The organism is Pseudomonas lundensis, from assembly GCF_002269125.1.
In the GTDB taxonomy this organism is placed as follows: Bacteria; Pseudomonadota; Gammaproteobacteria; order Pseudomonadales; family Pseudomonadaceae; genus Aquipseudomonas; species Aquipseudomonas lundensis_A.
In genome coordinates this window covers 66,856-92,282 of record NZ_NQKI01000012.1, presented here as the reverse complement: position 1 = coordinate 92,282, position 25,427 = coordinate 66,856, and the positions used below count along the sequence as shown (strand labels likewise).

Here is a 25,427-nt window from a genome sequence, read left to right as displayed (position 1 = left end):
TTGCAGGAGCACCTGCGCTCCTGCAATCGAAGGCGAGATGCGCTTTATTTTTTGCTGTCGAGCAATTCGATTTCAAACACCAGCGGTGTGTAAGGCGCGATCAAATCCCCGGCGCCGTCAGCGCCATACGCCTGACTTGACGGTATTACCAGTCGCCACTTAGCCCCGACGGGCATTTGAGTCAGCGCGCTACGCCATCCCGCTATCACACTGTCCAGACGAAACCACTGTGGCTGCGTGCTTTGATCAAACACAGAGCCATCGGGCAGCCGTCCCATGTAGTTCACCTTCACCCACCCTTGAGCCTCAGGCTTTGCACCTGTGCCGGGGTTGAGTTCTGTTTGAAGAATGCCGTCCGCCAGCTCACGGGTATGTGGCAGCGCTTTTTCCTTTTCCAAAAACGCGTGCTCGGCCGACAGGGCGCGCTCGATATCAGGCTGAGTGGAGGCAGCGTCGATCCGCGACTGATGTTCCGTCAACACCTGCTCGATGCGTGCATCGCTGAGGGTTAACGGCTTGCCCTGATAAGCTGCGCGCAACCCTTCAATCAAGGCGTCAAGTTGCAGGTCAGGCACCTCTTCGCGCAGGCGTTCTCCCAGACTGGCGCCCAGGCTGTAAGCCAGGTCATGCGCGGCATCGGTCTGTGTTTCCGGCGCTGCGTGGGCCAATGGAGCAAGGCATAAAAAAGTCCATAAAAGATAACGAGCCATGGTCACTCTCCGGCCAAAAGTGCCGGGGATTATGCCAGCCGTGTTGCAGGGCATCGTGTTTTATTTACTCGGAACAACGGAACGTTTTGAACCGGTAAAAGCCTCCGTTAAATAAACACCGCAGCGGACTAAAGGTTGATCCGGAACAACTTTCTCGACGCCATGCAACGCATAGCTATCGTTAGTGTCAACATGATCTATCGGCGGTTCTTACAGAGGTCTAGTATGAGCCGCACTCACTTCAGCCAGGAGGTAAACCATGTCGGCCAAAAAGAAGCCCGTTAATACCCCGTTGCACCTGCTCCAACAGCTCTCAGGCAGCTTGCTTGAGCATTTGGAAAACGCTTGCTCCCAAGCGTTGGCTGATGCTGAGAAACTGCTCGCCAAGCTTGAAAAACAGCGCGGCAAAGCTCAGGAAAAACTGCACAAAGCGCGCGCCAAACTGCAAGACGCGGCCAATTCCGGCAAGTCCAAGGCTCAGTCCAAAGCCAAGTCTGCAGTTAAAGAGCTTGAGCAACTGCTCGATGCCTTGAAAGAACGTCAAACAGAAACCCGCGATTACATCCTGCAACTCAAGCGCGACGCTCAAGAAAGCTTGAAGCTCGCTCAAGGTGTAGGCCGGGTCAAGGAAGCTGTTGCCAAAGCGTTGACCACCCGTGACGCCAAGCCTGCTGCCAGTGCCAAGAAGGCTGCTGCAAAAGCGCCCGCCAAAACAGCCGCAAAAGCCCCTGCCAAGGCCCCTGTAAAAGCGGCTGCGAAACCAGCGGCTAAAGCGGCGGCGCAAAAACCGGCCACCGCACGCGCTGTCAAACCTGTGGCTGCTAAAGCCCCAGCCGCTAATCCTGCTACGAAAGCAGCCACCGCAAAACCTGCTGCTGCCAAGCCTGCGGCTAAAGCGCCGGTCAAAGCCGCCGCCAAGCCAGCCACCCGCGCCGCCGCCAAACCGGCGCCGAAGCCTGCCGCCAAACCAGCAGTTGTCAAACCTGCCGCCGCCAAACCGGCAGTTAAGCCCGCTGCAAAACCTGCGGTCGCCAAACCAGCGGCTAAGCCTGCAGCCAGAAAGCCAGCGGCAACCAAGCCGGCAACAACCGCCAAGCCAGCCGCAACACCTGCTGCAACACCGGCCTCTGCGCCAGCCGCAACGCCCGCTCCAACGCCTGCGACAACCCCCGCGGTTACGCCAACCAGCGCTTCTTAAGCGTGGTTGATTGCGGCACGCAGCGCTTGCAGCGTGTCGCAATCGGGTTGGCCAACAAGGCTGACCAGCTCCCGCAACCAGTTGCATTTCTGTGCTGATTGCCCAGGCAGCCACTTGCGAGTCAATGATTCCAACCGCAACAGCAATGTGCGCTCCGCCTCTATCTCCAACGTTTTGACCTGCATGCGCAAAGTGGCGAGTGCCTCATCGTGCTCAGACGCTTCACGCCATTGCATCCGTAATTGGCGTAAAGGCTGTATGACGTCGCGCTGCCAAGGCTCGGCGCAGGCCTGTAGTTGCGTCAGTCGGCCTTCATTGCAGGCCACGCCGCGCGTTTGCAACCATGCCCCACACAGCAGCAGGCACACATCCATCCCCCGGTTTTGCAGCTCAAGGCAGGCGTGCTCGACGCCGGGCCGCGCATAGAGGTGTAAACAGTAGTTCCACAGGTCAGTGTGCATAGTGCAATTAGCGCCAGTTGAGAGGGAAGCTGGTAGACTCCGCCGCCATTATGATCCGACTTCAGAACCTGACTTTACAGCGTGGCCCGCAACGTCTGCTAGAAGACGCCGAGCTGACGCTGCACGCCGGCCACAAAGCCGGTCTGGTCGGCGCCAACGGCGCCGGTAAATCCACGTTGTTCGCCTTGTTACTGGGTGAGTTGACCCCCGATTCGGGTGATTGTCTGCTCCCTGCCGACTGGCGGATTGCCCACATGCGGCAAGAAATCGACACCCTCGACCGCATTGCGATCGATTACGTGCTCGATGGCGACCAGCGTCTGCGCCAGGTGCAAGCCGATCTGGCCAAGGCCGAGGCGGACGAAGACGGCCCGGCTCAGGCACGCCTGCATGCCGAGCTGGACAGCGCCGACGGCTACACTGCCGACGCCCGTGCGCGCAAAATGCTCGCCGGTCTGGGGTTCACCAACGAACAAATGGATCGCCCGGTCGCCGACTTTTCCGGTGGCTGGCGGATGCGCCTGAACCTGGCGCAAGCCCTCATGTGTCCGTCGGATTTGTTGTTGCTCGATGAACCGACCAACCACTTGGACCTTGATGCCATTTTGTGGCTCGAAGACTTCCTCAAAAGCTACCCGGGCACCTTGCTGCTGATATCCCACGACCGGGATTTTCTCGATGCCGTGGTGGACAACATCGCCCACGTCGATCAGCGCAAAATCACGCTCTACCGCGGTGGTTACACAGCCTTCGAGCGCGCCCGTGCCGAGCGTCTGGCCCAGCAACAGCAGGCCTACGAGAAGCAACAGGCGCAACGTGCGCACATGGAAAGCTACATCGCCCGTTTCAAGGCTCAAGCCACCAAGGCGCGTCAGGCACAAAGCCGGATCAAGGCACTTGAGCGCATGGAAGAACTGAGCGCGGCCCACGTTGATTCGCCGTTCGACTTCGTGTTTCGTGAAGCCGTGAAGCTCTCCAGCCCGCTGCTGGATTTGTCCGATGCCCGCTTGGGGTATGGCGACAAAACCATCCTGGAGAAGGTCAAGCTGCAACTGGTGCCGGGTGCCCGTATCGGTTTACTGGGCCCCAATGGGGCCGGTAAATCAACCCTGATCAAAAACCTCGCGGGCGAGCTGGAGCCGCTGGCTGGCCGTTTGGCCCGCGGCGAGAACCTGGTCGTAGGCTACTTTGCCCAGCACCAGCTTGATTCGCTGGACGCCAAAGCCAGCCCGCTGCTGCACCTGCAACGACTGGCGCCTACTGAACGCGAACAAACACTGCGCGACTTCCTCGGCGGTTTCGACTTCCGTGGTGCGCGCATCGATGAGCCTGTGCTGAATTTTTCGGGCGGCGAAAAGGCCCGCCTTGCGCTGGCCTTGATCGCGTGGGGACGCCCTAATCTGTTGCTGCTCGACGAACCGACCAACCACCTTGATCTCGAAATGCGTCTGGCGCTGACCATGGCTTTGCAAGAGTTCAGCGGTGCGGTGCTGGTGGTATCTCACGACCGGCATTTGCTCAAAAGCACCACCGACGAGTTTCTGCTGGTGGCCGACGGCAAGGTGCAGGAGTTCGACGGCGACCTTGAAGACTACGCACGTTGGCTGGCCGATTACCGTTTGCGCAACGCCCCTGTCAGCACTACGCCGGTCAATCCGGACAAGACTGACAAAAAGGCTCAACGCCAGGCAGCCGCTGCACTGCGTCAGCAATTGGCCCCCCATAAGCGCGAAGCTGACAAGCTTGAGAGCGAGTTGGGTAAGGTCAACGAAAAGCTGGCTAGCATTGAAGTCAGCCTTGGCGACAGTGCGGTGTACGAAGCTGCCCGTAAGGACGAGTTGCGTGAGCTGCTGGCTGAGCAGGCCAAACTCAAGGTGCTGGAAGGTCAGTTGGAAGAACGCTGGATGGAAGCGCTGGAAGTGCTGGAAACCCTTCAGGCAGAGCTTGAGGCCTTGTCCTGATGGAGTCATTGGGCCTCCCTTTACCGGCCGAGTTGATCGCGCCGCTGTGGATTGGCATCCAAATTCTGCTGATTCTCTTGGCGGGTTATTTCCTGCAGCGCGTGATTGCGCGTTTCCTCACACGCCTGGGTGAACGCTACCCGCTGCCGCCACAGCTACTGATGCCACTTCGCGGCGGCTTGCGCTGGTTCATCATGGGCAGCGCGGTCATCTTCGTGCTGGAGCGTCTGGGTGTATCCGCCACGGTCTTGTGGACTGCGCTTTCAGGGTTCGTCGCGGTAGCAGCCATTGCCTTCTTCGCGATGTGGAGCGTGCTGTCCAACCTCTTGTGTGCCGTGCTCATTTTTACCGTCGGACCGTTCCGCATCGGCGACGTAGTCGAGTTACTCGACACGTTGGACAAGCCGGGGGTCAAAGGCCGTGTGGTGGCAATCAACTTGCTGTACACCACCCTGATCGAACCTGCGGAAGCGGGCAGTGGCAGCAGCATGGTGCAAGTGCCCAACAGCCTGTTCTTCCAGCGTTCCGTTCGCCGCTGGCGCGAAGGTGATGTGTAAACAGTCTGCGTTCCCACAGGCTTTACAGCAAAAAACCAGTGGTTAAATTTCAGCCCGCGCATTAGTTTTAAGGACTTGTTACTGATTTTGTCCGGGAGGTGCGCGATGTCGCTGGAAACGTGGTTGGCCTTTTTTGCGGCGTCATGGGTCATCAGTCTGTCGCCCGGCGCGGGTGCAATTGCTTCAATGTCTTGCGGCCTGCAGTACGGCTTCTGGCGGGGCTATTGGAATGCCATCGGCCTGCAACTGGGGCTGGCCCTGCAAATCGTCATTGTGGCAGCCGGTGTCGGTGCAATCCTCGCGGCTTCTTCAACTGCCTTTTACGCCATCAAGTGGTTCGGCGTGGCGTACCTCATCTACCTTGCCGTCAAGCAATGGCGCGCCTTGCCTGCCGACCTTAGCGACAACGCCGCCGCTCGCCCCATCGGCAAACCGCTGGCGCTGGTGTTTCGCGGCTTTTTGGTGAATGTCAGCAACCCCAAGGCGCTGGTGTTCATGCTGGCGGTGCTGCCGCAGTTCGTTGATCCCCATGCTCCTTTGCTGTCCCAATATTTGATCCTGGGCGCGACCATGATCTGCGTCGACCTGATTGTGATGGCGGGTTACACCGGGCTGGCATCCAAGGTGCTACGGCTGTTGCGTACCCCGAAACAGCAGCGCCGCATGAATCGCACTTTTGCCGGGTTATTCGTAGGTGCAGCAGGTTTTCTGGCGACGTTGCACCGCGCAACGACGTAAAGCCCTTGAGACATTGCGAAGGGAAGTGAACAATGTGTTACTTCTCATTTCCACCCGGATTTTTCCATGACCGCCCGCTCGCGTTTCTTGGCATGGCTGCTGGTGCCCATGCTCGCGTTGTGCAGCCTTGTTGTGTCTGCCAACTCCCCGGAAGGTGCCTCGCAGGCACTTCATCTCATTGATTACATTGGCGCGGATTACCCGCCCACGGTCGAAGATGGAAAGGTCATCGACGAGACCGAATATCGCGAGCAACTGGAATTCCTGGCCGTTCTCAAGGGGCTGATTGCCGACTTGCCTGAACGCCCGGAGCGTGCGGAGCTGACCCAGGGTGTGATGGCTTTGCAGCGCGCTATCGAGCAACGCGAGGACGGCGTTGCCGTAGCCCGTGAAGCGCGTCAATTGGGTGCCAAACTGGCAGTGGCCTATGAGGTGAGCCAGGCGCCTGTGATTACGCCGGATCCCACCCGTGGGGCGCCGCTGTATGCACAGCATTGCTCGGTGTGCCATGGCGAAACGGGAGCCGGGGACGGCCCGGCCGGGGTGGGCATGGCGCCGCCGCCTGCCAACCTGCGCGACGCAGAACGCCTGGATCGCCTGAGTCTCTACGCGATTTACAACACGCTGGGGCTGGGTGTCGAAGGCACGGACATGCCTTCATTTGCGGACCAGCTCGACGAGCGTCAGCGCTGGGACCTGGCTACCTATATCGCAGGCCTGAGTGCTGACCCGAAGGCAGTCAAAGCAGACAAAACTTACAACTTGGCCGATCTTGCCCGTCAAACACCCAATGAAATTCTGGCCGCTGATGGCCCGCAGGCGGCGGCGACTTTCCGTGCGCAGCGCGCACAGCCGCCGCAGGTCGTGCGCGGGCCAGGCCAGTTGCTCGATTACACCGGCGCCACGCTCGACAAAAGCCTTGCGGCGTATCGCGCAGGTGACCGTGAACAAGCTTATGACCTGTCTGTTGCCGCTTATCTTGAAGGCTTCGAGCTGGTTGAAAGCTCACTGGATAACGTCGATAGCAACGTCCGGAAAAACACAGAGAAAGCCCTGATGGCGTACCGTCAATCGTTGCAGGATGGCTTGCCCGTCGAGCAGGTTGAGCAACGTCTGGAGGCCGCCAAAGCGCTGCTCAAAGAATCGGCCGGGTTGCTGGGCAGCGATGGCTTGAGTTGGTCGCTGAGCTACATTTCGGGCTTATTGATCCTGCTGCGCGAAGGGCTTGAAGCCATTCTGGTGCTGGCGGCCATCCTCGCGTTCTTGCGCAATACCGGGCAACAGTCTGCCGTTCGCAGTGTCAACATCGGCTGGGGGCTAGCGCTGCTGGCAGGCCTCGCGACGTGGGCGTTGGCCGCGTATGTGATCGACGTCAGCGGCGCGCAACGCGAACTGCTCGAAGGGTGCACCGCGTTGTTTGCCAGCGTCATGGTGTTGTGGCTCGGGGTGTGGATGCATGACCGCCGACATGCTGCAGCGTGGCAGGACTACATCAAAAGCAGCCTGGTCAGTGGCGGCGGGCGCTTCGGTTTTGCGATCCTGGCCTTTTTCTCGGTATACCGCGAATTGTTTGAAGTGATCCTGTTTTACGAAACCCTGTGGCTGCAAGCCGGTCCGGCCGGGCATAACGCGGTGTTGGCGGGCGGCGCCACGGCCTTGGTGCTGTTGATCGGCCTGGCATGGGTCATCCTGCGCGGGTCGGCCAAGTTGCCGTTGGCGATGTTCTTCGGCATCAACGCGGCATTGCTGTGCGCGCTGTCGGTTGTGTTCGCCGGGCATGGCGTGAAAGCGCTGCAAGAAGCCGGGATTTTCGGCACTCGTCCTGTGCCGTTCTTCGAGTTCGACTGGTTGGGCATTCATGCTGATGCCTACTCGCTGGGGGCTCAGGCCATTGCATTGCTGGCGATCATCGTGCTTTACGGCCGCAGCAAACTGGCCGAAAAGCGCAGGCTGCCAGCCTAGCGAGCGCTCAACAGTGTGGACGCTGCCCGGCAGCGCCCACACCCAATGTTCAGGAGAGTGTGCCCATGCGTGTCTGGATCGACGCCGACGCTTGCCCCAAGGCCGCGAAGGATCAAGTCATCAAGTTCGCTTTAAAGCGGCAGTTTGAGGTCGTGCTGGTTGCCGGGCAGAGCCAGGTCAAGCCGACGTATGCGTTAGTCAAATTGATTGTGGTGCCCAGCGGTCCTGATGCCGCCGACGATTATCTGGTTGAGCACGCAGTGCCCGGCGAGCTGGTGATTTGCAGCGACGTGCCGTTGGCAGACCGTTTAGTGAAAAAGGGCGTGGCCGTACTCGATCCGCGTGGTAAAGAGTTCGATGCTCACAACATGGGCGAGCGGCTGGCGGTGCGTAACCTGTTCACGGATCTGCGCGAGCAAGGTCAGGTGGGTGGCGGGCAGGGCGCGTATGGCGAACGCGAGAAACAGGCGTTCGCCAATGCGCTGGATCGAATTTTGACGCGTCTGGCGCGGGTCTGATCAATCGTTTTCGTGGGTCAATTCCAGTACACGGTCGACCATCTTGTTGATGCCCGAGGCGGCTTCGCTGATGGAATTCGCCAGCATGTAGGCGGGGGTGCTTACCAGCTTGCGGGCCTTGTCTTCGACGATCTCGCTGACCTCGCACTCTTGGTGAGTAGCGCCCATTTTGCTCACGGCGGCGGCCGTGTCGGCATCATTACCAATGGTGCAGGTCACGCCAGGGCCATAGATTTTGGCGGCCATGGCAGGTGAGATGCACATCAAGCCCACGGGTTTGCTCGCTTCGGCAAAGGCTTCAGCCAGCGCTAGCACGTCAGGCTGCACGGTACATTCAGCACCTTTAACGGCGAAATCAGACAAGTTTTTCGCGGCACCAAACCCGCCGGGTACGATTAAGGCGTCGAAGTCTTCAACGTTCGCCTCGCGAATATCCTTGACCTCGCCACGGGCGATGCGCGCGGACTCAACCAGCACGTTACGCGACTCGTTCATCTCTTCGCCGGTCAGGTGATTGATGACATGCATTTGCGCGATATTGGGTGCGAAGCATTGAACGTGGGCGCCACGCTGATCGAGGCGCAGCAGGGTGATGACGCTTTCGTGGATCTCGGCACCGTCGTAGACGCCGCAGCCCGACAGAATCACGGCAACTTTTTTCTGGGTCATGTGGGTTCTCCTAAAACGTGATACGTGGCGTTAATGTCGCCTGATTTGGCAGCAGATGCCAGAGCGGACAGATCGGGCACACGTCGTTGAATGCTTACTACATGGATCGCTTTCACGCGTCAGTGTTCAGTTTAGAAGAGAGCGGGCAGGCGCTGCGATGGCAACGCCTCGGGAGGGGTGTGTGCGAGCGCACACACGGTATTACTCGGCGGGCGGGGTGTTGGCTTCGGCGGCTTTGTTTTTTTCATCCAGCGCAGTCTGTCGGGCGATGCGCGCATTTTTGAAGCGACGGCGAATCCACAGGCAGATGCCCAGCACCAGCAAGGCGCCCAATACCCACAATTCGTATTTTTTAACGCTGCCGAGCAAGCCTTCCAGCACGGCGCCAAAGTGATACGCGGCGGTGGCCAGGGCGATGGCCCAGATAGCGGCGCCAATGCCGTTGAGCAGTAAATAACGGCCCGGCGGATAACCGGACAAGCCAATGGCGACCGGCATGACGGTGCGCAGCCCATAGACAAAGCGGAAGCTCAGGACCCAGATGTCCGGATGCTTGCGAATGTGCTCCAGCGCCTTGTCGCCCATCAGCTGCCAGCGCGGCTTTCGGGCTAGCAGTTTGCGGCCGTGCTTACGCCCCAGGAAGTACCACAGCTGGTCGCCGGCGTAACTGCCGAGGAACGCCACGATCATGACCAGTTTGAGGTCCATGTATCCGCGGAACGCCAAGAAGCCTGCGAGTACCAGAATGGTCTCACCTTCAAAGAACGTCCCTAGAAACAGGGCGAAGTAGCCGAATTCTTGAAGAAATTGTTGGAGCATTGTCTGGATGCTGGCGAAATGAACGCGCAGCCTACGCCTTCAAGCGCGTGTATGAAAGTATCGAAATGTGTCTTGGCGTGAACAAATCCTACAATGCACATGGTTTTGACTTACATCATCAGTGTTGTCATCGGGTGTTCATGGTGCGCAGTTATAAAGGTCGCGCGCGTTAAGGCCGAGGGAATTTCTGGTTTTGCCGGTCGTTGGCGATGTGTCGCTACGCACTGAAGACGCTACTAAAGTCGCAGTGGATAAGCGGCAGGCAGCAGTGATGTATCAACAGCTTTAGAACAATTTGAATAAAACACCCTCTAACCAGGCCTCAGCCCGCATAAAGCGCCTCTGAGCGGTTTAATCCCGCAGGCGTTGGTGGCATTCTGGTTGTCAATTTGACTGGCCGCGCCGCTTAACTGTTACGAGAGTCAAACCCGCTCTTATCAGGAACACTCAATGAATACCGAAGGACAGACAGAACTCGTTGCCACCGAACCTCAACCGATTGTTGAGCAGGCCACCCAAACCCCGCCCGAGCCGGAAACCCATGCCCCCGCAGCGGCCGAAAGCCATGGCGCGGCGCACCCGGTGATTGCCATTCCGGGTCTGGATGACAGCAGCCTGTATATCCATCGTGAGTTGTCGCAATTGCAGTTCAACATTCGCGTGCTGGAGCAGGCGCTGGATGAGTCCTACCCGTTGCTGGAGCGGCTGAAATTTCTGCTCATCTTTTCCAGCAACCTCGACGAATTCTTTGAGATCCGGGTCGCGGGCCTGAAAAAACAAATCACGTTCGCCCGCGAACAGGCCGGTGCTGACGGCTTGCAGCCGCATCAAGCGCTGGCGCGGATCAGTGAGCTGGTGCATGGCCATGTGGATCGCCAGTACGCAATCCTTAACGACATCCTGCTGCCCGAACTTGAAAAGCATCAGGTGCGCTTCATCCGTCGGCGTCACTGGAACACTAAAATCAAGGCATGGGTACGCAAGTTCTTCCGCGATGAAATTGCGCCAATCATTACCCCGATCGGTCTTGACCCGACGCACCCGTTTCCGTTGCTGGTAAACAAGAGCCTTAACTTCATCGTCGAGCTTGAAGGCATTGACGCCTTCGGCCGCGATTCGGGTTTGGCGATCATTCCAGCCCCGCGCTTGTTGCCGCGGGTGATTAAAGTGCCGGAAGACGTTGGCGGGCCGGGCGACAACTATGTGTTCCTGTCGTCGATGATTCACGCCCATGCCGATGACCTGTTCCAGGGCATGAAAGTAAAAGGCTGCTATCAATTCCGCCTGACCCGCAACGCCGATCTGGCGGTCGACACCGAAGATGTAGAAGACTTGGCCCGCGCATTGCGTGGCGAGTTGTTCTCGCGTCGTTACGGTGACGCGGTGCGTCTGGAAGTGGCTGATACGTGCCCTAAGCACCTGTCCGATTACCTGCTCAAGCAATTCAACCTGCACGAGACCGAGTTGTACACGGTCAATGGGCCGGTGAACCTTACGCGTCTGTTCAGCATCACCAGCCTGGACAGCCACCCCGAGCTGCAATACACGCCGTTTACACCGGCCATTCCGAAGCTGTTGCAGAACAGCGAAAACATTTTCAGCGTAGTCAGCAAGCAGGACATCTTGCTGCTGCACCCGTTTGAGTCGTTTACCCCGGTCGTCGACTTACTACGACAGGCGGCCAAGGACCCGCATGTACTGGCCGTGCGCCAGACGCTCTACCGCAGCGGCGCCAACTCCGAGATCGTGGATGCGCTGGTGGATGCGGCGCGTAATGGTAAGGAAGTGACGGCGGTGGTTGAGCTGCGTGCGCGTTTTGACGAAGAGTCCAACCTGCAACTGGCCAGCCGTCTGCAAGCGGCGGGCGCGGTGGTGATCTACGGGGTGGTGGGTTTCAAGACCCACGCCAAGATGATGCTGATTTTGCGTCGTGAAGCCGGCGAAATCGTGCGTTACGCGCACTTGGGCACCGGCAACTACCACGCCGGTAACGCACGTCTGTACACTGACTACAGCTTGCTGACGTCGGATGATGCGCTGTGCGAAGACGTCGGCAAGCTGTTCAGCCAATTGATAGGCATGGGCAAAACCCTGCGCATGAAGAAACTGCTGCATGCGCCATTTACCCTGAAGAAGGGCATGCTGGACATGATTGCCCGGGAAACCCAGTTCGCACTGGAAGGCAAGCCTGCGCACATCATCGCCAAGTTCAACTCGCTGACGGACCCGAAAATCATTCGGGCGTTGTACAAGGCCAGCCAGTCCGGGGTACGTATTGATCTGATCGTGCGCGGGATGTGCTGCCTGCGCCCGGGTATTCCAGGCGTGTCGCACAACATTCATGTGCGTTCGATCATTGGCCGCTTTTTGGAACACACGCGGGTGTTCTACTTCCTCAATGGCGGGGAAGAGCAGATGTTCCTGTCGAGTGCGGACTGGATGGAGCGCAACCTCGATAAGCGCGTCGAGACGTGCTTCCCGATTGAAGGCAAAAAGTTGATTCTGCGGGTCAAGAAAGAGCTGGAATGCTACCTGACAGACAACACCCACAGCTGGAGCTTGCAGTCGGACGGGCGTTATATCCGCAACACGCCAACCGGCAACCAAAATCCGCGCAGCGCCCAGGCCACGTTGCTGGAGCGCTTGAGCCTGCCGGTATTGACTGTCAGCACCGGGCCGTCGGTGTAAACCTGCAAGTCGCTGGCGCACAGAGCGCCAGCGACGGTATGCATATACAGCGTCAGGACACCGTCAACACAATTCCGACCCGAGTCAGCCATTGAGCTTCCTGCTCAAAATCGGCTTGGGTCAGCGGGTTCTGTTCCAGCCAGCCTTCAGGGAATATCACGTCAAGGTGATCGCCATCGGCGCGCAGTTTGACTTGTGACGCTTGCTGGTCGCCACGAATGTGGTGGTACAGAATCGCAAAGCGCAGCAATACGCACAGACGAATCAGCTTGATGCCGTCATCCCCGAATTCAGCAAACTTGTCTTTCGGTATGTTGCGGCGATGACCGCGTACCAGCAGCGCCAGCATTTGCTGATCTTCACGTGAGAATCCGGCCAGATCGGAGTGCTCGATCAGGTAAGCGCCATGTTTGTGGAAATGATAGTGAGCGATGTCGAGACCGACTTCGTGCACCTTGGCCGCCCAGCTCAGCAGTTCACGCCATACGCCGTCTTTCAGGTCCCATGACTTGGCCACTTGATCGAAGGCCCGCAGGGCTTTGCGTTCAACCCGCGCGGCCTGCTCGCGATCGACATGGTAACGGTCCATCAGCGAGCTGAGTGTGCGCTCACGCACGTCTTCGTGGTGGTGACGGCCCAGCAGGTCATACAACACGCCTTCGCGCAGCGCACCGTCGCAGTGGTCCATGCGCTGCAGTTCAAGGGCGTCGAAGATCGCTTCCAGAATCGCCAGCCCGGCAGGAAAGATAGTCCGGCGATCAGGCTTGATGCCTTCAAAGTCGATCTTGTCGACTTCGCCCAGCTTGAACAGTTTGCGCTTGAGCCAAGCCAGGCCTTCGGCGTTGACCTCACCATTGCCGTGACCGCCCGCTTTAAGGGCCAGACCAATGGCGCGAATGGTGCCGGACGAGCCGATGGCTTCATCCCAGCCCAAGCGGTGCAGGGCGTGCTCGATGCTCATGATCTCCAGGCGCGCGGCGGTGTAAGCCTGTGCATAACGTGCCGGGGTGATCTTGCCGTCGCGGAAGTACCGTTGGGTATAACTGACGCAACCCATTTGCAGGCTTTCACGCAGCAATGGCTCAAAGCGTTGGCCGATGATGAATTCAGTACTGCCGCCGCCGATGTCGGCCACCAGGCGCTTGCCCGGCGTGTCGGCGAGGGTGTGCGATACGCCCAGATAAATGAGGCGTGCTTCTTCCCGTCCGGAAATGACTTCAACGGTGTGCCCGAGAATCTCCTCGGCGCGCACGATGAACTCGTTGCGGTTACGGGCTTCACGCAAGGCGTTGGTGCCTACAATCCGCACGGCGCCCAGGGGCATACCGTTGATCAGTTGGGCAAAACGTTTCAGGCAATCGAGCCCGCGCTGCATGGATTCTTCGTTGAGTTTGCGTTCTTCGTCGATGCCGGCAGCTAACTGCACCTTTTCACCAAGACGTTCAAGGATACGGATTTCACCGTTCTGTGCCTTGGCCACCACCATGTGAAAGCTGTTAGAACCCAGATCAATGGCGGCGATCAGGGATGGATTCTTGGCTTGGGATTGGGGCATGGTTGAGGGGTCTCGGTCGATAACGTCGCCATCGTGCCACGATCAAAGGCTCGCGCCAACGCGTGATGTTGGATGGCTTGATAGGGATCAACATTTTTTTCTGAGTGCGTGTCACCGGTTATCTGACCGCTGAGTGGCGGCCGAGTTGTTCAAAACCTTCTACATACGTCGGCTCATGGCTGACTATAGTTATAGTCAATCAAGCGTCAGCTTCCTGAACGCAGTGATGACGGCTATGATGTGCTACGTTTTTGCTTACCACCACGGAGACTTCCATGAGCAGCGATCTTATTAAACACGTCACCGACGCTAGCTTTGAGGCCGATGTTCTCAAGGCTGAAGGCGCCGTACTGGTCGACTACTGGGCTGAATGGTGTGGCCCTTGCAAAATGATCGCGCCAGTTCTGGACGAGATCGCTGAGACGTACAAAGGCAAGCTGACCGTTGCCAAGCTGAACATTGATGAAAACCAGGAAACCCCGGCCAAGCATGGCGTACGTGGTATTCCGACGCTGATGCTGTTCAAGAACGGCAATGTCGAAGCCACCAAGGTGGGTGCGCTGTCGAAGTCGCAATTGGCTGCATTCCTCGACGCCAACATCTAAGTGTCGATAAAAGCCCCGCAAAATGCGGGGCTTTTTCATGGCTCAAGGACTAGACGCTATGAAAAGCAAGTGTTACATTCGGCCCCGCACTGGTTTCTCCACTGCCCCCTGCAAGCCGTCGCCGACGCACTCCTTATCGAATTAGTACGCGATCCTGTCGCCTTCTCTGCGGCGCGGCCTCATTAAGCCAAAAGCTTAATTTCCCCCCTCCATAAATGATTACGTCATTCCTATATGAACCTGACTGAACTCAAGCAAAAGCCGATTACCGAACTGCTCGAATTGGCCGAACAAATGGGCATAGAAAATATGGCCCGTTCGCGCAAGCAGGACGTGATTTTCTCCCTGCTGAAAAAGCACGCGAAAAGCGGCGAGGAAATCTCCGGTGATGGCGTGCTGGAGATCCTCCAGGACGGCTTCGGCTTCCTGCGCTCTGCTGACGCTTCCTATCTTGCCGGCCCTGACGATATTTACGTCTCGCCCAGCCAGATCCGTCGCTTCAACCTGCGCACCGGCGACACCATCGTCGGTAAAATCCGCCCGCCAAAAGAAGGCGAGCGGTACTTCGCCCTGCTGAAGGTCGACACGATCAACTACGATCGTCCTGAGAACGCGAAAAACAAGATTCTCTTCGAGAACCTGACCCCGCTGTTCCCGAACGTTCGCATGAAGATGGAAATCGGTAACGGTTCCACCGAAGACCTGACCGGTCGTGTGATCGACCTCTGCGCGCCAATCGGTAAAGGTCAGCGCGGTCTGATCGTTGCTCCGCCAAAAGCGGGCAAGACCCTCATGCTGCAGAACATCGCGTCGAACATTTCGCGTAACAACCCTGAAGTTCACTTGATCGTGCTGTTGATCGACGAGCGTCCTGAGGAAGTGACCGAAATGCAGCGTACGGTACGCGGCGAAGTGGTTGCGTCGACGTTCGACGAACCGCCAACCCGCCACGTGCAGGTGGCTGAAATGGTGATCGAGAAGGCCAAGCGTCTTGTTGAACACAAAAAGGACGTGGTGATCCTGCTTGACTCCATCACCCGTCTGGCCCGCGCCTACAACACTGTGATCCCGAGCTCCGGCAAGGTATTGACCGGTGGTGTTGATGCACACGCCCTTGAGAAGCCAAAGCGTTTCTTCGGTGCGGCACGTAACATCGAAGAAGGCGGGTCGCTGACCATCATCGCTACCGCGCTGGTTGAAACCGGCTCGAAGATGGATGAAGTGATCTACGAAGAGTTCAAGGGCACCGGCAACATGGAGCTGCCCCTAGACCGCAAGATCGCTGAAAAGCGCGTCTTCCCTGCGATCAACATCAACCGCTCCGGCACCCGCCGTGAAGAGTTGCTGACCGCAGACGACGAGCTGCAACGCATGTGGATTCTGCGCAAGCTGTTGCACCCGATGGACGAAGTCGCCGCCATTGAGTTCTTGATCGACAAGCTGAAACAGACCAAGACCAACGACGAGTTCTTCCTGTCGATGAAACGCAAGTAACACGGTTTCTCGACCCTAAAAATGGCGCCCTGCACGGGCGCCATTTTTTTTAGTCATAAAAAAGGGAGGTTTATGCTTAACTCCGGTCAATAAAAACAATGTATTAGCGGGTTTCGAGCGTTATGACTTCTCTTGTTTATCGCAGGGATATTGATGGCCTGCGCGCAGTGGCTGTACTTGCAGTAGTGCTGTTTCACTTTGGTGTGCCCGGTTTTTCCGGCGGTTTTGTTGGCGTTGATGTGTTCTTCGTCATTTCCGGTTATCTGATTACTTCAATCATTTGGCGTCAGCGGGAAGCCGGACGTTTCAGCTTCGTTGAGTTCTGGGCACGTCGTGCGCGCCGGATCTTGCCCGCTTTGTTTGTGTTGCTGGCGGCGGTATTGGTGGCGGGCTGGTTCCTGATGGCGCCCAAGGACTACGAAGAACTGGGGCGCTCGGTGCGCTACCAAGTGATGTTCGTGTCCAACCTGCTGTTTATGCGCCAAGAGGGTTACTTCGATGCCGCCAGCGACCTGAAGCCGTTGCTTCATACGTGGTCATTGGCGGTTGAAGAGCAGTTCTACATCGTCTTCCCGTTAATACTGACGTTGCTTTCAAGCCGTTTCAGGCACTGGCGCATGGCGTTGTTTAGCCTGTTACTGATCTCGTTTGGCTTGAGCGTCTGGGCCGTGGCGCATCACCCGGAGAAAGCGTTTTTCCTGCTGCCGATGCGTGCGTGGGAATTACTGGCCGGTGCCATGCTGGCCATCGCCCCTGAGCGCAAAAAACGTCTCACGCAAACCGCGGCGCAATGCTTCAGCCTTTTGGGGCTGGCGCTGATATTGGTGGCGGTCTTCGGCTATGACAAAAGCACTCCTTTCCCCGGCGCGGCAGCATTATTGCCTGTGCTGGGCGTTGTGGCGCTGATCTGGGCCAACGAGCATCGCAGTACGTGGGTTGGGCAGTTCTTAAGCACCCGCTTGATGGTCGGTCTGGGGCTGATTTCTTATTCCTGGTACTTGTGGCATTGGCCGGTGTTCGTGTTTGGCAGTTATGCCAGCGTGGACGACTTCAGCCCCGCGTTGACCGCTGCGCTGATCGCACTGACGTTGATCCTGGGCTATTTGTCCTGGCGATTTGTGGAAACCCCGTTTCGTGAACGTCGATTGCTGGCCGGGCGTCGTCAGATTCTGATCGCCGCCGCTGTGGGCATTGTGGTGCTGGGGCTGGCGGGGCAAGCGCTGCGCTGGACTGACGGCTTGCCGTCCCGTTTGTCAGAGCAGGCGTTGCAATATGCCAACGCCAGTAAATGGCGGCCCGAGCTGATGGCCTGCATCACTGACGATAAAAGTCCCGCCGACACGCCTTTTTGCCGCTATGGCGCCTTAGACAGGCCCGCTCAGTTGTTGGTATGGGGTGATAGCCACGCCACGGCGTTGATTCCTGCGCTGGACGAAAGCGCCCAGCAGTACGGGGTCACTGTCATGTTGGCCAGTTCGGCAGGCTGTTTGCCGCTCCAAGGGCTGGAGCATGGCGAACGTTGCGCCCAGTACAATCGACGCGTGGAACAGACGCTCAATAGCGAACCCGTCGGTGACGTAATGCTGGTGGCACGCTGGAGCCTGTACCTCGATGGCGACGCCAAAGGTGACAAAGGCCATGCGCTCAAAGCGGCGGATGGTCATTACGACCGGGCCGTTGCCGAGCAACGGTTGGCGGACGGTTTGCGAACGCGCATTAATGAGCTGCGCACAGCCGGGCATCGCGTGTGGTTGATGAAAGAAGCCCCGCTGCAGCCGTTTAATCCTCCGTACCGTTTAAGTCGACTGGCAATGTTGCACCAGCCGACGGCGGGCACCGGTTTTGCGCTGAGTGAGCACCTTAAACAGAAGGCGTTTATCAACCAGCTATTCGCTCAACTCGCTGCCAACGACCCCGGTGTCAAGGTTTTGGACCCTACGCCGCAATTGTGTGACGACACGGGCTTATGCCGGGCCGAGCAAGACGGTCATTCGTTGTATACCGACGACAATCACCTGTCCGAGGTGGGCGCCCGGTTACTGCTGCCTGTGTTGGCTCCGCTGTTCCAAGAGGTGGCGGGTGCCAAGGCACTGGAGGTGAAGTGAGCTCAAATCCGCCCGCCCAGCAGCGATAAGCTGCCAGCGGGCGGCATTGCAGGTAGGATGTACGCCTATTTTGAGGGTGCCAACGTCAATGAAATTCAAGGATCTTCGGGATTTCGTGCAGCAGCTAGAGCAGCGCGGAGAGTTGAAACGCATCCAGATTCCCGTCTCTCCAGTGCTGGAGATGACCGAAATCTGCGACCGCACGCTGCGCGCCAAAGGCCCGGCGTTGCTGTTCGAAAACCCGACCGGCCACACGATCCCGGTACTCGGTAACCTGTTCGGCACGCCTGAGCGCGTGGCCATGGGCATGGGTGCTGAGTCCGTCAGCGAGCTGCGTGAAATCGGCAAATTGCTGGCGTTCCTTAAGGAGCCAGAGCCGCCGAAAGGTCTGAAGGACGCGTGGTCCAAACTGCCGATCTTCCGCAAGATCATCTCCATGGCCCCGAAAGTCGTGAAAGACGCGGTGTGCCAGGAAGTGGTGATTGAAGGCGATGATGTCGATCTGGCCATGCTGCCGGTTCAACACTGCTGGCCGGGCGATGTGGCGCCGTTGATTACCTGGGGCCTGACCGTCACCAAAGGACCGAACAAGGATCGCCAGAACCTTGGCATCTACCGTCAGCAAGTGATTGGCCGTAATAAAGTCATCATGCGCTGGCTGAGCCACCGTGGCGGTGCGCTGGATTACCGCGAATGGTGCGAGAAACACCCCGGCCAGCCATTCCCTGTTTCTGTGGCATTGGGCGCCGACCCGGCAACCATTCTTGGCGCGGTGACACCGGTGCCTGACAGCCTGTCCGAATACGCCTTTGCCGGGTTATTGCGCGGCAACCGGACCGAGCTGGTCAAGTGCCGCGGCAACGACCTGCAAGTCCCCGCCACGGCTGAAATCATCCTTGAAGGCGTGATTCACCCCGGCGAAATGGCCCCGGAAGGCCCGTACGGTGACCACACCGGTTACTACAACGAAGTGGACAGCTTCCCTGTCTTCACCGTTGAGCGCATCACCCATCGGGTCAAGCCGATTTACCACAGCACCTACACAGGCCGTCCACCGGATGAGCCCGCGATTCTGGGTGTGGCCCTGAACGAAGTGTTTGTACCGATCCTGCAAAAGCAGTTCCCGGAAATCACCGATTTCTACTTGCCGCCTGAAGGCTGTTCGTATCGCATGGCCATCGTGACCATGAAGAAATCGTACCCGGGGCACGCCAAGCGGGTGATGCTCGGTGTGTGGTCATTTTTGCGCCAGTTTATGTACACCAAGTTCGTGATCGTGACCGATGACGACATTAATGCCCGCGACTGGAACGACGTGATCTGGGCCATTACCACGCGCATGGACCCCAAGCGCGACACGGTGATGATCGATAACACGCCAATCGACTACCTTGATTTCGCCTCGCCGGTGTCCGGTCTGGGTTCGAAGATGGGGCTCGATGCGACCAATAAATGGCCGGGCGAGACCACGCGCGAATGGGGACGGGTCATCGTCAAGGACGAGGCAGTGACACGCCGGGTCGATGACATCTGGAATCAATTGGGAATAGATTGATGCGAGTAACCTTGCAGCCGTCAGGCGCGGTGTTGGATACCTTGCCCGGCGAGCCGATTCTGAATGCGGCGCAGCGCCTGGGCTATGAATGCCCGCAAAGCTGTCGCAACGGTAATTGCCATGTGTGCGCCGCCTTGCTGGTTGAAGGGCGCGTGCAGCAAGCGGGCGAGATACGTGACCATGGCGAGATCTACACCTGCCTGGCGCAACCGCAGGAAGACTGCGTCGTGTTGTGGGATGGCGTGCTTGCCTTGGGAGAGTTGCCGGTGCGCAGCCTGACGTGCCAGTTGGTTGATTGCGTAGAAATGGGCGGCGATGTCTGGCGGGTGCGCTTGCGTGCGCCCGCCGGCAAGCCGCCGCGTTATTACGCGGGCCAATATGTGATGCTGGAGCGTGAGAACGGTGAGAAATCCGCGTTCTCGCTGGCCAGCGCGCCACATGCCGGACGTGACCTTGAGCTGCACGTGTTGGTGCGTGAAGACAGCGCCCGCAGCCTGATTGAGCAACTGCAACGCAACAAAATGATCCGGGTTGAAATGCCGTTCGGTGATACACACTTGTCCCAGTTGCCCGATGGCCCGCTGGTACTGATCGCTGCGGGCACCGGTATGGCGCAAATGCACAGCCTGATCGAGCATTGCCGTGAGAAAGGTTTCCCGCACCCCGTGCATCTTTACTGGGGTGTACGTCGTCCTGAAGACTTCTACACCCTGGAAGAGTGGGACGCGTGGCAGCAGATCCCTAACCTGCATTTGCACAAGGTCGTGAGTGATCTGTGCGGATGGGAAGGGCGCTGTGGGTTGTTGCACGAAGCTGTGTGCGAAGACATCCGCGATCTGCGCTCTGTTTTCGTCTATGCGAGCGGCTCTCCGGCGATGATTTACGGCACCCTCGACGCCTTGGTTGCGGCAGGGATGGACGCCCACCAAATGCGTGCCGACGTCTTCGCATACAGCCCACGGCCTTGATACGTCTCGTGCAGCCTGTCGCAGCCTTGTGCTTCGACAGCGACTGCACAAGTTGGCTATAGCGCGAGGCGGAAATGCGTTCCTCTCAGCGATTAAAAACGTAACCCCGTTGTCACCATCGCGGCATTGAAACCGAGCAACACCAGCTCGGTGGCGACCGGGCCATAGTGAACACCCACGGACGGAATGATCACGGGCGCTACGCCAAAACGATTGAGTGGGATTTTGTCCTGATACTTCCCGTGATAGCCCTCCAGTAGCCCCCCCGTTACTTTCAAGTACACGGGATAAGTCTCGCTGTCGAAGCGCTTTCCGGTGTAGGCGTAGTACGACCGTTGCCTGAACGAGTTACGAAACGTCGCTCCACCCGCCAGCCAGCCTGAGCGGTGATGGTACTCAAGGCCGATCAGGTCCTGGTTGTTGTTGTGCTCGGGGTCGGGCGAAAAGTGCCTGGTGTAGACGCTGGTTTGAACGTACCAAAAGTCCTGATCCTGCTGTTGCGCTTCATCATGCGCCATCGCGGCGCTGGCGTTGACCAACATCAACAAGCCACAGATTCCGTATTTCTTCATGCATAGGCCTCTGTTGGCAGTTTGGCGTGCGCCAGTGGCGGGTCACTATAAAGAGGTCGTTGGCCGCAAACCTGAACCTGACTGGAACAGATCGACGGCTTCGGGTTTCAGCGTAGCGCCGATTCGTGACCCGGTAGCCATATGTCAGGCCAAGCGCGTCATTTCACATTCAGTGCTATAAGATTCAGCACGTTATGTTGTGGACATCCTGCAAGTGCGCAAGGCCTGTACCCATTCGTTATGACTGTCACTGAACCGACCTGCTTGACCCTCGCCTATCCGCCGCGACTTGATCTCGGGGCGCCGCTGACTCCCGAACAATTGCGCAGCTCGCTGCTCGGTACCATGGCGCGCCACAAAGGCGGGCCGGTGTGGTTATTTGCCTATGGCTCACTGATCTGGCGCCCCGAATGTTCAGCAGTCGAGCGCGTTCGTGGCCGTGTGCATGGCTACCATCGAGGGCTGTACGTGTGGTCCCACGAACACCGTGGCACCCCGCAGTTGCCGGGGCTGGTGTTCGGGCTGGACCGGGGCGGGTCGTGCAGCGGGTTTGCTTATCGGCTGCCGGAAGAAAACCTCGATGCAGCACTCTATGCCTTGTGGCTACGAGAGATGCCCGTGCCGTCTTACCGGCCGCACTGGCTCACCTGCCGTCTTGAAGATGGCTCTCAGGTGCAGGCATTGGGTTTTGTGCTGGAGCGGCATCTGCCCAGCTATGCGGGCAATCTGCCAGATGACGTACTGGGGCAGGTGTTGGCCAACGCCTGCGGGCGTTACGGCACCACTCGCGATTATGTGGAGCAGACCGTAAGCGCCCTGCGCAGCCACGCCATGCCAGACCGGAATCTGGAGGCGCGGCTCAAGCGCTGTGGATCAATCAAGCCTTAAGCGTTGCGCGCTTCGCTGGCTACTTTCTTGTGGCGCAGGGTGGGGATCATGAACGCGATCGCCAACAGGCACGCACTGATCAACAGTACGAAGCCGCCATCCCAGCCGAAGTGGTCAACCAGATAACCCATCGCTGCGCTGGCCGCCACCGACCCCCCCAAGTAACCGAACAGCCCGGTGAAGCCAGCTGCCGTACCTGCGGCTTTCTTGGGTGCCAGTTCCAGAGCCTGCAAACCGATCAGCATCACTGGCCCGTAAATCAGGAAGCCAATGGAGAACAGCGCGATCATGTCGATGCTCGGGTTGCCCGGCGGGTTGAGCCAGTACACCAGCGTCGCGACCGTCACCAGTGCCATAAACACGATGCCGGTCAGCCCACGGTTGCCCCGGAAGATTTTGTCCGACATCCAGCCGCACAGCAGCGTCCCCGGGATACCCGCCCACTCATAGAAAAAGTATGCCCACGACGTGGTGTCCACGGTGAAGTGCTTGGCTTCCTTAAGGTAGGTTGGCGCCCAGTCCAGCACGCCGTAGCGCAGCAGGTAGACGAACACGTTAGCCATGGCGATGTACCAGAGCATTTTGTTGCGCAGCACGTATTTGATGAAAATTTCTTTGGCGCTGAATTCGTCTTCGTGGCTGGCGTCATACCCGGCCGGGTAATCGTTTTTGTACTGCTCAATTGGCGGCAAACCGACGGATTGCGGCGTATCGCGCATGGTCACAAAGGCAAACAATGCCACCAGCAATGCAACGGTAGCAGGTACGTAAAACGCGGCGTGCCAATCGTTGAACCATGCCATGCCCAGCAAGAACAGTGGGCCAATCAGGCCGCCGCCCACGTTGTGCGCCACGTTCCACACAGACACCACGCCGCCGCGCTCTTTCTGCGACCACCAGTGCACCATGGTCCGGCCGCTGGGCGGCCAACCCATGCCCTGCGCCCAACCGTTGATAAACAACAGAATGAACATCATGGTCACGCTGGACGTTGCCCAAGGCGCGAAACCGAAAATGAACATCACGGCCGCTGAAATCATTAGGCCAAACGGCAGGAAGAACCTCGGGTTAGAGCGATCGGACACCAGGCCCATGAGGAACTTCGACAAGCCATAAGCGATGGCGATTGCCGACATGGCCACACCCAGTTGACCCCGGGTGTACCCCTCATCAATCAAGTACGGCATGGCCAGCGAGAAGTTTTTACGCAGCAGGTAGTAGCCTGCATAACCAAAAAAGATACCGGCGAAAATCTGCCATCGCAGGCGTCGATAGGTGCTGTCTATTTTTTCGGCAGGCAGCGGTGCCTGATGTGCGGCAGGTCGGAAAAAGGCAAACATTCAAGAGCTCCAAATTTCTTGTTATATCGGCGGGCCCGAACGTTACATTTTCGTTACCGAAAATGACAGGTCTTCTCATCTGAAACGAAAGTTAACAACGCATAAGGCATGTTCACTTATGAACATGTCGCACAGGTGTAATACCTCAAGCACCTGTCCCGTTGTCACTGCGGTGACGCAAAGGCCTGTCCTCCTTATCCATCAAGGCTTCCAGATACGTTTAAGGGATGGACACTGGCGGTTAAACCGGACGGCTCCCACGCTTCGTTGGGAAACCGAGACCTGAAAGAATTGGCGACAAATTTTTATCATCAGCTCTTTCTGCACTGATGCAGGCGTGTACCGCGCAGCTTGGGAGAAAGCATGAAGAGTTTGGTGGGGTTGTTCGTCTTAATGATGTCGCTGAAGGCGTTGGCCGGTGATTCCGCGCCTACGTTGCAGTACCAGGTAAAGCCTGTTTATCCCAAAGAACTGCAACGTATCGGCTTGCCAGGCGAAGTACGAACCCGGTTCAAGGTCAACCCGGATGGTTCAGTGGCCGATCTCGAAATTCTTTACAGCACGCACCCCGAATTTGCGGGCGCGGCGCTGAAAGCAATGAGTGAATGGCGTTTTTCGGCCTGGAAGCAAGAAGAGGGTGGCCCCAAGCACATGGTATTTTTCTCACCCTTGGTTTTCACGGTGAGCGATACCCCTGAAGCCTTGGGCAACATGCGCCATTTCGACCTCAAGGGCGCCACCTGCCGCACACTCAATAACGAAGTTTCCCGATTCAATTGGCGCAACCTTAACGTGCTGTCTGGCGGTTTAACCTTGTTCATGGTGACGCGCAATCGCTTGATCGACCTGTATATCGCGAAAAAGCTCTCGACCGAACAATTGTCCGAGACGCTGTTTGATCTCGCGCAGGGTATGGCCCAAACAATAAAGACTTGCCAGGCCAAGCCTGGCAGCCTCTTTCTGGACGCGCTTGCGGAAAGTGTAAAAGCGCGGTTGGTGGTCACCGGCCACAAGGATCAGTTGCAACTGGCTGATAAACCTTTGTAAGCCCGGGCCAGTCCGCCGGACTGATTCAGGGTTGATGCCGCCACAAGGCGGCATCCGAGAGTCATTGGGTTTTGAAGCCCGGCTTGCCATGGGCCAGTCGCCATTCGTTCACGATTCGAATGACATCGCGGGGATCCTTGGCTATGCCGGCTTCGATGTACACCGTTAATTGCAAACCATCCGGGTGTTCAGTGATCGTTAAAAAATGCTCAACCAAGGCGCTGTGTTTTTCTTCAGTGATGCAGTTGAGGCCCCAAATCTGGGTGAACAGTTCAACGAGTTCATGGGCTGTGTAGTCTTCATATTTAGTTTTGATTTTAAATTCCCGCCGTATTCGTTTGTGTTTTCCCTTTGTTGGGAAGACACAAACGTACGTGCGCTTTAAACAGCGGGTGAGGTACATAGTTATGTCACTTGCCTCAATATTGCTCGTTTCTGATGAGCGCGTTATTGCTTTGCTCACCTCAGCCGATAACGAAGAGGATGATACCGACGTACGACTGTCGGTGATCTGCCACTCAGCTATAACCCTTGGGCTGAGGCGAAACGACCCGTATGCTTGCCCCAAACCGTATAAAGGAGCGAATTGTGAAAGCGTGGATCCTGTTGATGCTGGCCCTGTTGTTGCCGATGGCGGCGGTGGCGGAAGACGCGAAAGAGGGCGAAGCCAAAGTCAGCTATATCAGCCTGACGCCGCCCTTTGTGGGGAATTACGGTCTGGATGGCAGCCCGAAGCTCAAGGTTTACAAGGCCGATATCGCCTTACGTGTTACGGGCGACGAAGCCGCCAAGGTCGTGAAGGCCAACGATCCGTTGATTCGCAATCAGTTGGTCGGTCTGTTTACTCAGCAGACCAGTGAAACCCTGGGCAATGTCGAGAATAAAGAGAAGCTGCGCCAAGAAGCGCTGAAGCAGATCCAGCAGGTCATGACCGATGAGACGGGCAAGCCGCAGGTGGATGATCTGTTGTTCAACAACTTGATCGTTCAGTAAGCCAGCCTTTGGATTCGCCGTGCA

At 57.8% G+C, this 25,427-nt stretch carries 23 protein-coding genes; 15 read left to right on the top strand and 8 right to left on the bottom strand.

Features of this window, described 5'->3' with window-relative positions; genetic code table 11:
- Positions 1-44 precede the first annotated feature (44 nt).
- Positions 45-710 (bottom strand): FKBP-type peptidyl-prolyl cis-trans isomerase, encoded by a 666-nt coding sequence (locus CJF39_RS10085; protein WP_094993280.1) that lies wholly within the window; start codon positions 708-710, stop codon positions 45-47.
- Between the two features lie 259 nt (positions 711-969).
- Here CJF39_RS10085 and CJF39_RS10080 point away from each other — a divergent pair, with 259 nt between their 5' ends.
- The gene (locus tag CJF39_RS10080; protein WP_094993279.1) at positions 970-1,908 is read left to right on the top strand and encodes an AlgP family protein; all 939 of its coding nucleotides are present in this window, start codon (positions 970-972) and stop codon (positions 1,906-1,908) included.
- Here CJF39_RS10080 and CJF39_RS10075 read toward each other — a convergent pair.
- Positions 1,905-2,369, bottom strand: coding sequence for a TIGR02444 family protein (locus CJF39_RS10075; RefSeq protein WP_094993278.1), 465 nt, complete (start codon positions 2,367-2,369; stop codon positions 1,905-1,907). The genes CJF39_RS10080 and CJF39_RS10075 overlap by 4 nt on opposite strands.
- Positions 2,370-2,419: 50 nt before the next feature.
- Here CJF39_RS10075 and CJF39_RS10070 point away from each other — a divergent pair, with 50 nt between their 5' ends.
- The 5 genes from CJF39_RS10070 to CJF39_RS10050 all read left to right on the top strand — a co-directional run bounded on the left by CJF39_RS10070 (position 2,420) and on the right by CJF39_RS10050 (position 8,105).
- A complete protein-coding gene (locus CJF39_RS10070; protein WP_094993277.1) occupies positions 2,420-4,330 on the top strand; it encodes an ATP-binding cassette domain-containing protein in 1,911 nt (636 codons plus the stop codon).
- On the top strand, positions 4,330-4,887 hold the full coding sequence (locus CJF39_RS10065) for a mechanosensitive ion channel family protein (protein WP_094993276.1): 558 nt from the start codon (positions 4,330-4,332) through the stop codon (positions 4,885-4,887). Before CJF39_RS10070 ends, CJF39_RS10065 begins: the two co-directional genes overlap by 1 nt.
- Before the next feature lie 105 nt (positions 4,888-4,992).
- Entirely contained in the window at positions 4,993-5,625 is a 633-nt protein-coding gene (locus tag CJF39_RS10060) for a LysE family transporter (protein WP_094993275.1), read from the top strand.
- Between the two features lie 66 nt (positions 5,626-5,691).
- Positions 5,692-7,587: a cytochrome c/FTR1 family iron permease gene (locus tag CJF39_RS10055; RefSeq protein ID WP_094993274.1), complete on the top strand. Its 1,896-nt coding sequence runs from the start codon at positions 5,692-5,694 to the stop codon at positions 7,585-7,587.
- A gap of 65 nt (positions 7,588-7,652) precedes the next feature.
- Positions 7,653-8,105 carry a YaiI/YqxD family protein gene (locus tag CJF39_RS10050; protein WP_094993273.1) on the top strand — a complete coding sequence of 151 codons (453 nt, stop codon included), beginning with the start codon at positions 7,653-7,655 and terminating at the stop codon, positions 8,103-8,105.
- On the opposite strand, the gene elbB is transcribed toward CJF39_RS10050, so the two are convergent.
- The gene (elbB, locus tag CJF39_RS10045; protein WP_094993272.1) at positions 8,106-8,774 is read right to left on the bottom strand and encodes an isoprenoid biosynthesis glyoxalase ElbB; all 669 of its coding nucleotides are present in this window, start codon (positions 8,772-8,774) and stop codon (positions 8,106-8,108) included.
- Between the two features lie 201 nt (positions 8,775-8,975).
- Positions 8,976-9,593: a DedA family protein gene (locus CJF39_RS10040; protein ID WP_094993271.1), complete on the bottom strand. Its 618-nt coding sequence runs from the start codon at positions 9,591-9,593 to the stop codon at positions 8,976-8,978.
- A 450-nt stretch (positions 9,594-10,043) separates the two neighbouring features.
- On the opposite strand from CJF39_RS10040, the gene ppk1 reads away from it, so the two are divergent.
- Positions 10,044-12,281 carry a polyphosphate kinase 1 gene (ppk1, locus tag CJF39_RS10035; protein WP_094993270.1) on the top strand — a complete coding sequence of 746 codons (2,238 nt, stop codon included), beginning with the start codon at positions 10,044-10,046 and terminating at the stop codon, positions 12,279-12,281.
- A gap of 52 nt (positions 12,282-12,333) precedes the next feature.
- On the opposite strand, the gene ppx is transcribed toward ppk1, so the two are convergent.
- Entirely contained in the window at positions 12,334-13,836 is a 1,503-nt protein-coding gene (gene ppx / locus CJF39_RS10030; protein WP_094993269.1) for an exopolyphosphatase, read from the bottom strand.
- Between the two features lie 275 nt (positions 13,837-14,111).
- On the opposite strand from ppx, the gene trxA reads away from it, so the two are divergent.
- The 5 genes from trxA (at position 14,112) to CJF39_RS10005 (ending at position 20,563) form a co-directional block, all read left to right on the top strand.
- The gene (trxA, locus tag CJF39_RS10025; RefSeq protein ID WP_016783018.1) at positions 14,112-14,441 is read left to right on the top strand and encodes a thioredoxin TrxA; all 330 of its coding nucleotides are present in this window, start codon (positions 14,112-14,114) and stop codon (positions 14,439-14,441) included.
- A gap of 234 nt (positions 14,442-14,675) precedes the next feature.
- Positions 14,676-15,935, top strand: coding sequence for a transcription termination factor Rho (rho, locus tag CJF39_RS10020; protein WP_047291176.1), 1,260 nt, complete (start codon positions 14,676-14,678; stop codon positions 15,933-15,935).
- A 122-nt stretch (positions 15,936-16,057) separates the two neighbouring features.
- Positions 16,058-18,040 (top strand): acyltransferase family protein, encoded by a 1,983-nt coding sequence (locus tag CJF39_RS10015; protein WP_094993268.1) that lies wholly within the window; start codon positions 16,058-16,060, stop codon positions 18,038-18,040.
- An 88-nt stretch (positions 18,041-18,128) separates the two neighbouring features.
- Complete coding sequence (gene ubiD / locus CJF39_RS10010) at positions 18,129-19,595, top strand: 4-hydroxy-3-polyprenylbenzoate decarboxylase (RefSeq protein ID WP_094993267.1); 1,467 nt, start codon at positions 18,129-18,131, stop codon at positions 19,593-19,595.
- Positions 19,595-20,563 (top strand): CDP-6-deoxy-delta-3,4-glucoseen reductase, encoded by a 969-nt coding sequence (locus tag CJF39_RS10005; RefSeq protein ID WP_094993266.1) that lies wholly within the window; start codon positions 19,595-19,597, stop codon positions 20,561-20,563. The genes ubiD and CJF39_RS10005 overlap by 1 nt, the downstream gene beginning before the upstream one ends.
- A gap of 92 nt (positions 20,564-20,655) precedes the next feature.
- Here CJF39_RS10005 and CJF39_RS10000 read toward each other — a convergent pair whose 3' ends face one another.
- Complete coding sequence (locus CJF39_RS10000) at positions 20,656-21,135, bottom strand: sn-glycerol-3-phosphate transporter (RefSeq protein WP_170942666.1); 480 nt, start codon at positions 21,133-21,135, stop codon at positions 20,656-20,658.
- Between the two features lie 240 nt (positions 21,136-21,375).
- On the opposite strand from CJF39_RS10000, the gene CJF39_RS09995 reads away from it, so the two are divergent.
- Entirely contained in the window at positions 21,376-22,023 is a 648-nt protein-coding gene (locus CJF39_RS09995; RefSeq protein ID WP_094993265.1) for a gamma-glutamylcyclotransferase, read from the top strand.
- Here the strand turns inward: CJF39_RS09995 and glpT are convergent.
- A complete protein-coding gene (glpT, locus tag CJF39_RS09990; RefSeq protein WP_094993264.1) occupies positions 22,020-23,363 on the bottom strand; it encodes a glycerol-3-phosphate transporter in 1,344 nt (447 codons plus the stop codon). The two genes, CJF39_RS09995 and glpT, sit on opposite strands and share 4 nt — an antisense overlap.
- A gap of 363 nt (positions 23,364-23,726) precedes the next feature.
- Here glpT and CJF39_RS09985 point away from each other — a divergent pair, with 363 nt between their 5' ends.
- On the top strand, positions 23,727-24,410 hold the full coding sequence (locus tag CJF39_RS09985; protein ID WP_094993263.1) for an energy transducer TonB: 684 nt from the start codon (positions 23,727-23,729) through the stop codon (positions 24,408-24,410).
- Between the two features lie 61 nt (positions 24,411-24,471).
- Here CJF39_RS09985 and CJF39_RS09980 read toward each other — a convergent pair whose 3' ends face one another.
- The gene (locus CJF39_RS09980) at positions 24,472-24,813 is read right to left on the bottom strand and encodes a bacteriocin immunity protein (protein WP_094993262.1); all 342 of its coding nucleotides are present in this window, start codon (positions 24,811-24,813) and stop codon (positions 24,472-24,474) included.
- A gap of 185 nt (positions 24,814-24,998) precedes the next feature.
- Between CJF39_RS09980 and CJF39_RS09975 the strand changes: the two genes are divergently transcribed.
- On the top strand, positions 24,999-25,403 hold the full coding sequence (locus tag CJF39_RS09975) for a flagellar basal body-associated protein FliL (RefSeq protein ID WP_094993261.1): 405 nt from the start codon (positions 24,999-25,001) through the stop codon (positions 25,401-25,403).
- Positions 25,404-25,427: the final 24 nt, after the last annotated feature.

Coding starts and splice junctions, on each gene's coding strand:
- trxA (WP_016783018.1), top strand. CDS start 14,112: ATGAGCAGCGATCTTATTAAACACGTCACCGACGCTAGCTTTGAGGCC.
- rho (WP_047291176.1), top strand. CDS start 14,676: ATGAACCTGACTGAACTCAAGCAAAAGCCGATTACCGAACTGCTCGAA.
- ubiD (WP_094993267.1), top strand. CDS start 18,129: ATGAAATTCAAGGATCTTCGGGATTTCGTGCAGCAGCTAGAGCAGCGC.
- CJF39_RS10050 (WP_094993273.1), top strand. CDS start 7,653: ATGCGTGTCTGGATCGACGCCGACGCTTGCCCCAAGGCCGCGAAGGAT.
- CJF39_RS09980 (WP_094993262.1), bottom strand. CDS start 24,813: ATGTACCTCACCCGCTGTTTAAAGCGCACGTACGTTTGTGTCTTCCCA.
- CJF39_RS10080 (WP_094993279.1), top strand. CDS start 970: ATGTCGGCCAAAAAGAAGCCCGTTAATACCCCGTTGCACCTGCTCCAA.
- elbB (WP_094993272.1), bottom strand. CDS start 8,774: ATGACCCAGAAAAAAGTTGCCGTGATTCTGTCGGGCTGCGGCGTCTAC.
- CJF39_RS10005 (WP_094993266.1), top strand. CDS start 19,595: ATGCGAGTAACCTTGCAGCCGTCAGGCGCGGTGTTGGATACCTTGCCC.
- CJF39_RS10040 (WP_094993271.1), bottom strand. CDS start 9,593: ATGCTCCAACAATTTCTTCAAGAATTCGGCTACTTCGCCCTGTTTCTA.
- CJF39_RS10070 (WP_094993277.1), top strand. CDS start 2,420: ATGATCCGACTTCAGAACCTGACTTTACAGCGTGGCCCGCAACGTCTG.
- ppk1 (WP_094993270.1), top strand. CDS start 10,044: ATGAATACCGAAGGACAGACAGAACTCGTTGCCACCGAACCTCAACCG.
- CJF39_RS10065 (WP_094993276.1), top strand. CDS start 4,330: ATGGAGTCATTGGGCCTCCCTTTACCGGCCGAGTTGATCGCGCCGCTG.
- CJF39_RS09985 (WP_094993263.1), top strand. CDS start 23,727: ATGAAGAGTTTGGTGGGGTTGTTCGTCTTAATGATGTCGCTGAAGGCG.
- CJF39_RS09995 (WP_094993265.1), top strand. CDS start 21,376: ATGACTGTCACTGAACCGACCTGCTTGACCCTCGCCTATCCGCCGCGA.
- CJF39_RS10055 (WP_094993274.1), top strand. CDS start 5,692: ATGACCGCCCGCTCGCGTTTCTTGGCATGGCTGCTGGTGCCCATGCTC.
- CJF39_RS10085 (WP_094993280.1), bottom strand. CDS start 710: ATGGCTCGTTATCTTTTATGGACTTTTTTATGCCTTGCTCCATTGGCC.
- CJF39_RS10075 (WP_094993278.1), bottom strand. CDS start 2,369: ATGCACACTGACCTGTGGAACTACTGTTTACACCTCTATGCGCGGCCC.
- CJF39_RS10060 (WP_094993275.1), top strand. CDS start 4,993: ATGTCGCTGGAAACGTGGTTGGCCTTTTTTGCGGCGTCATGGGTCATC.
- glpT (WP_094993264.1), bottom strand. CDS start 23,363: ATGTTTGCCTTTTTCCGACCTGCCGCACATCAGGCACCGCTGCCTGCC.
- CJF39_RS10015 (WP_094993268.1), top strand. CDS start 16,058: ATGACTTCTCTTGTTTATCGCAGGGATATTGATGGCCTGCGCGCAGTG.
- CJF39_RS10000 (WP_170942666.1), bottom strand. CDS start 21,135: ATGAAGAAATACGGAATCTGTGGCTTGTTGATGTTGGTCAACGCCAGC.
- ppx (WP_094993269.1), bottom strand. CDS start 13,836: ATGCCCCAATCCCAAGCCAAGAATCCATCCCTGATCGCCGCCATTGAT.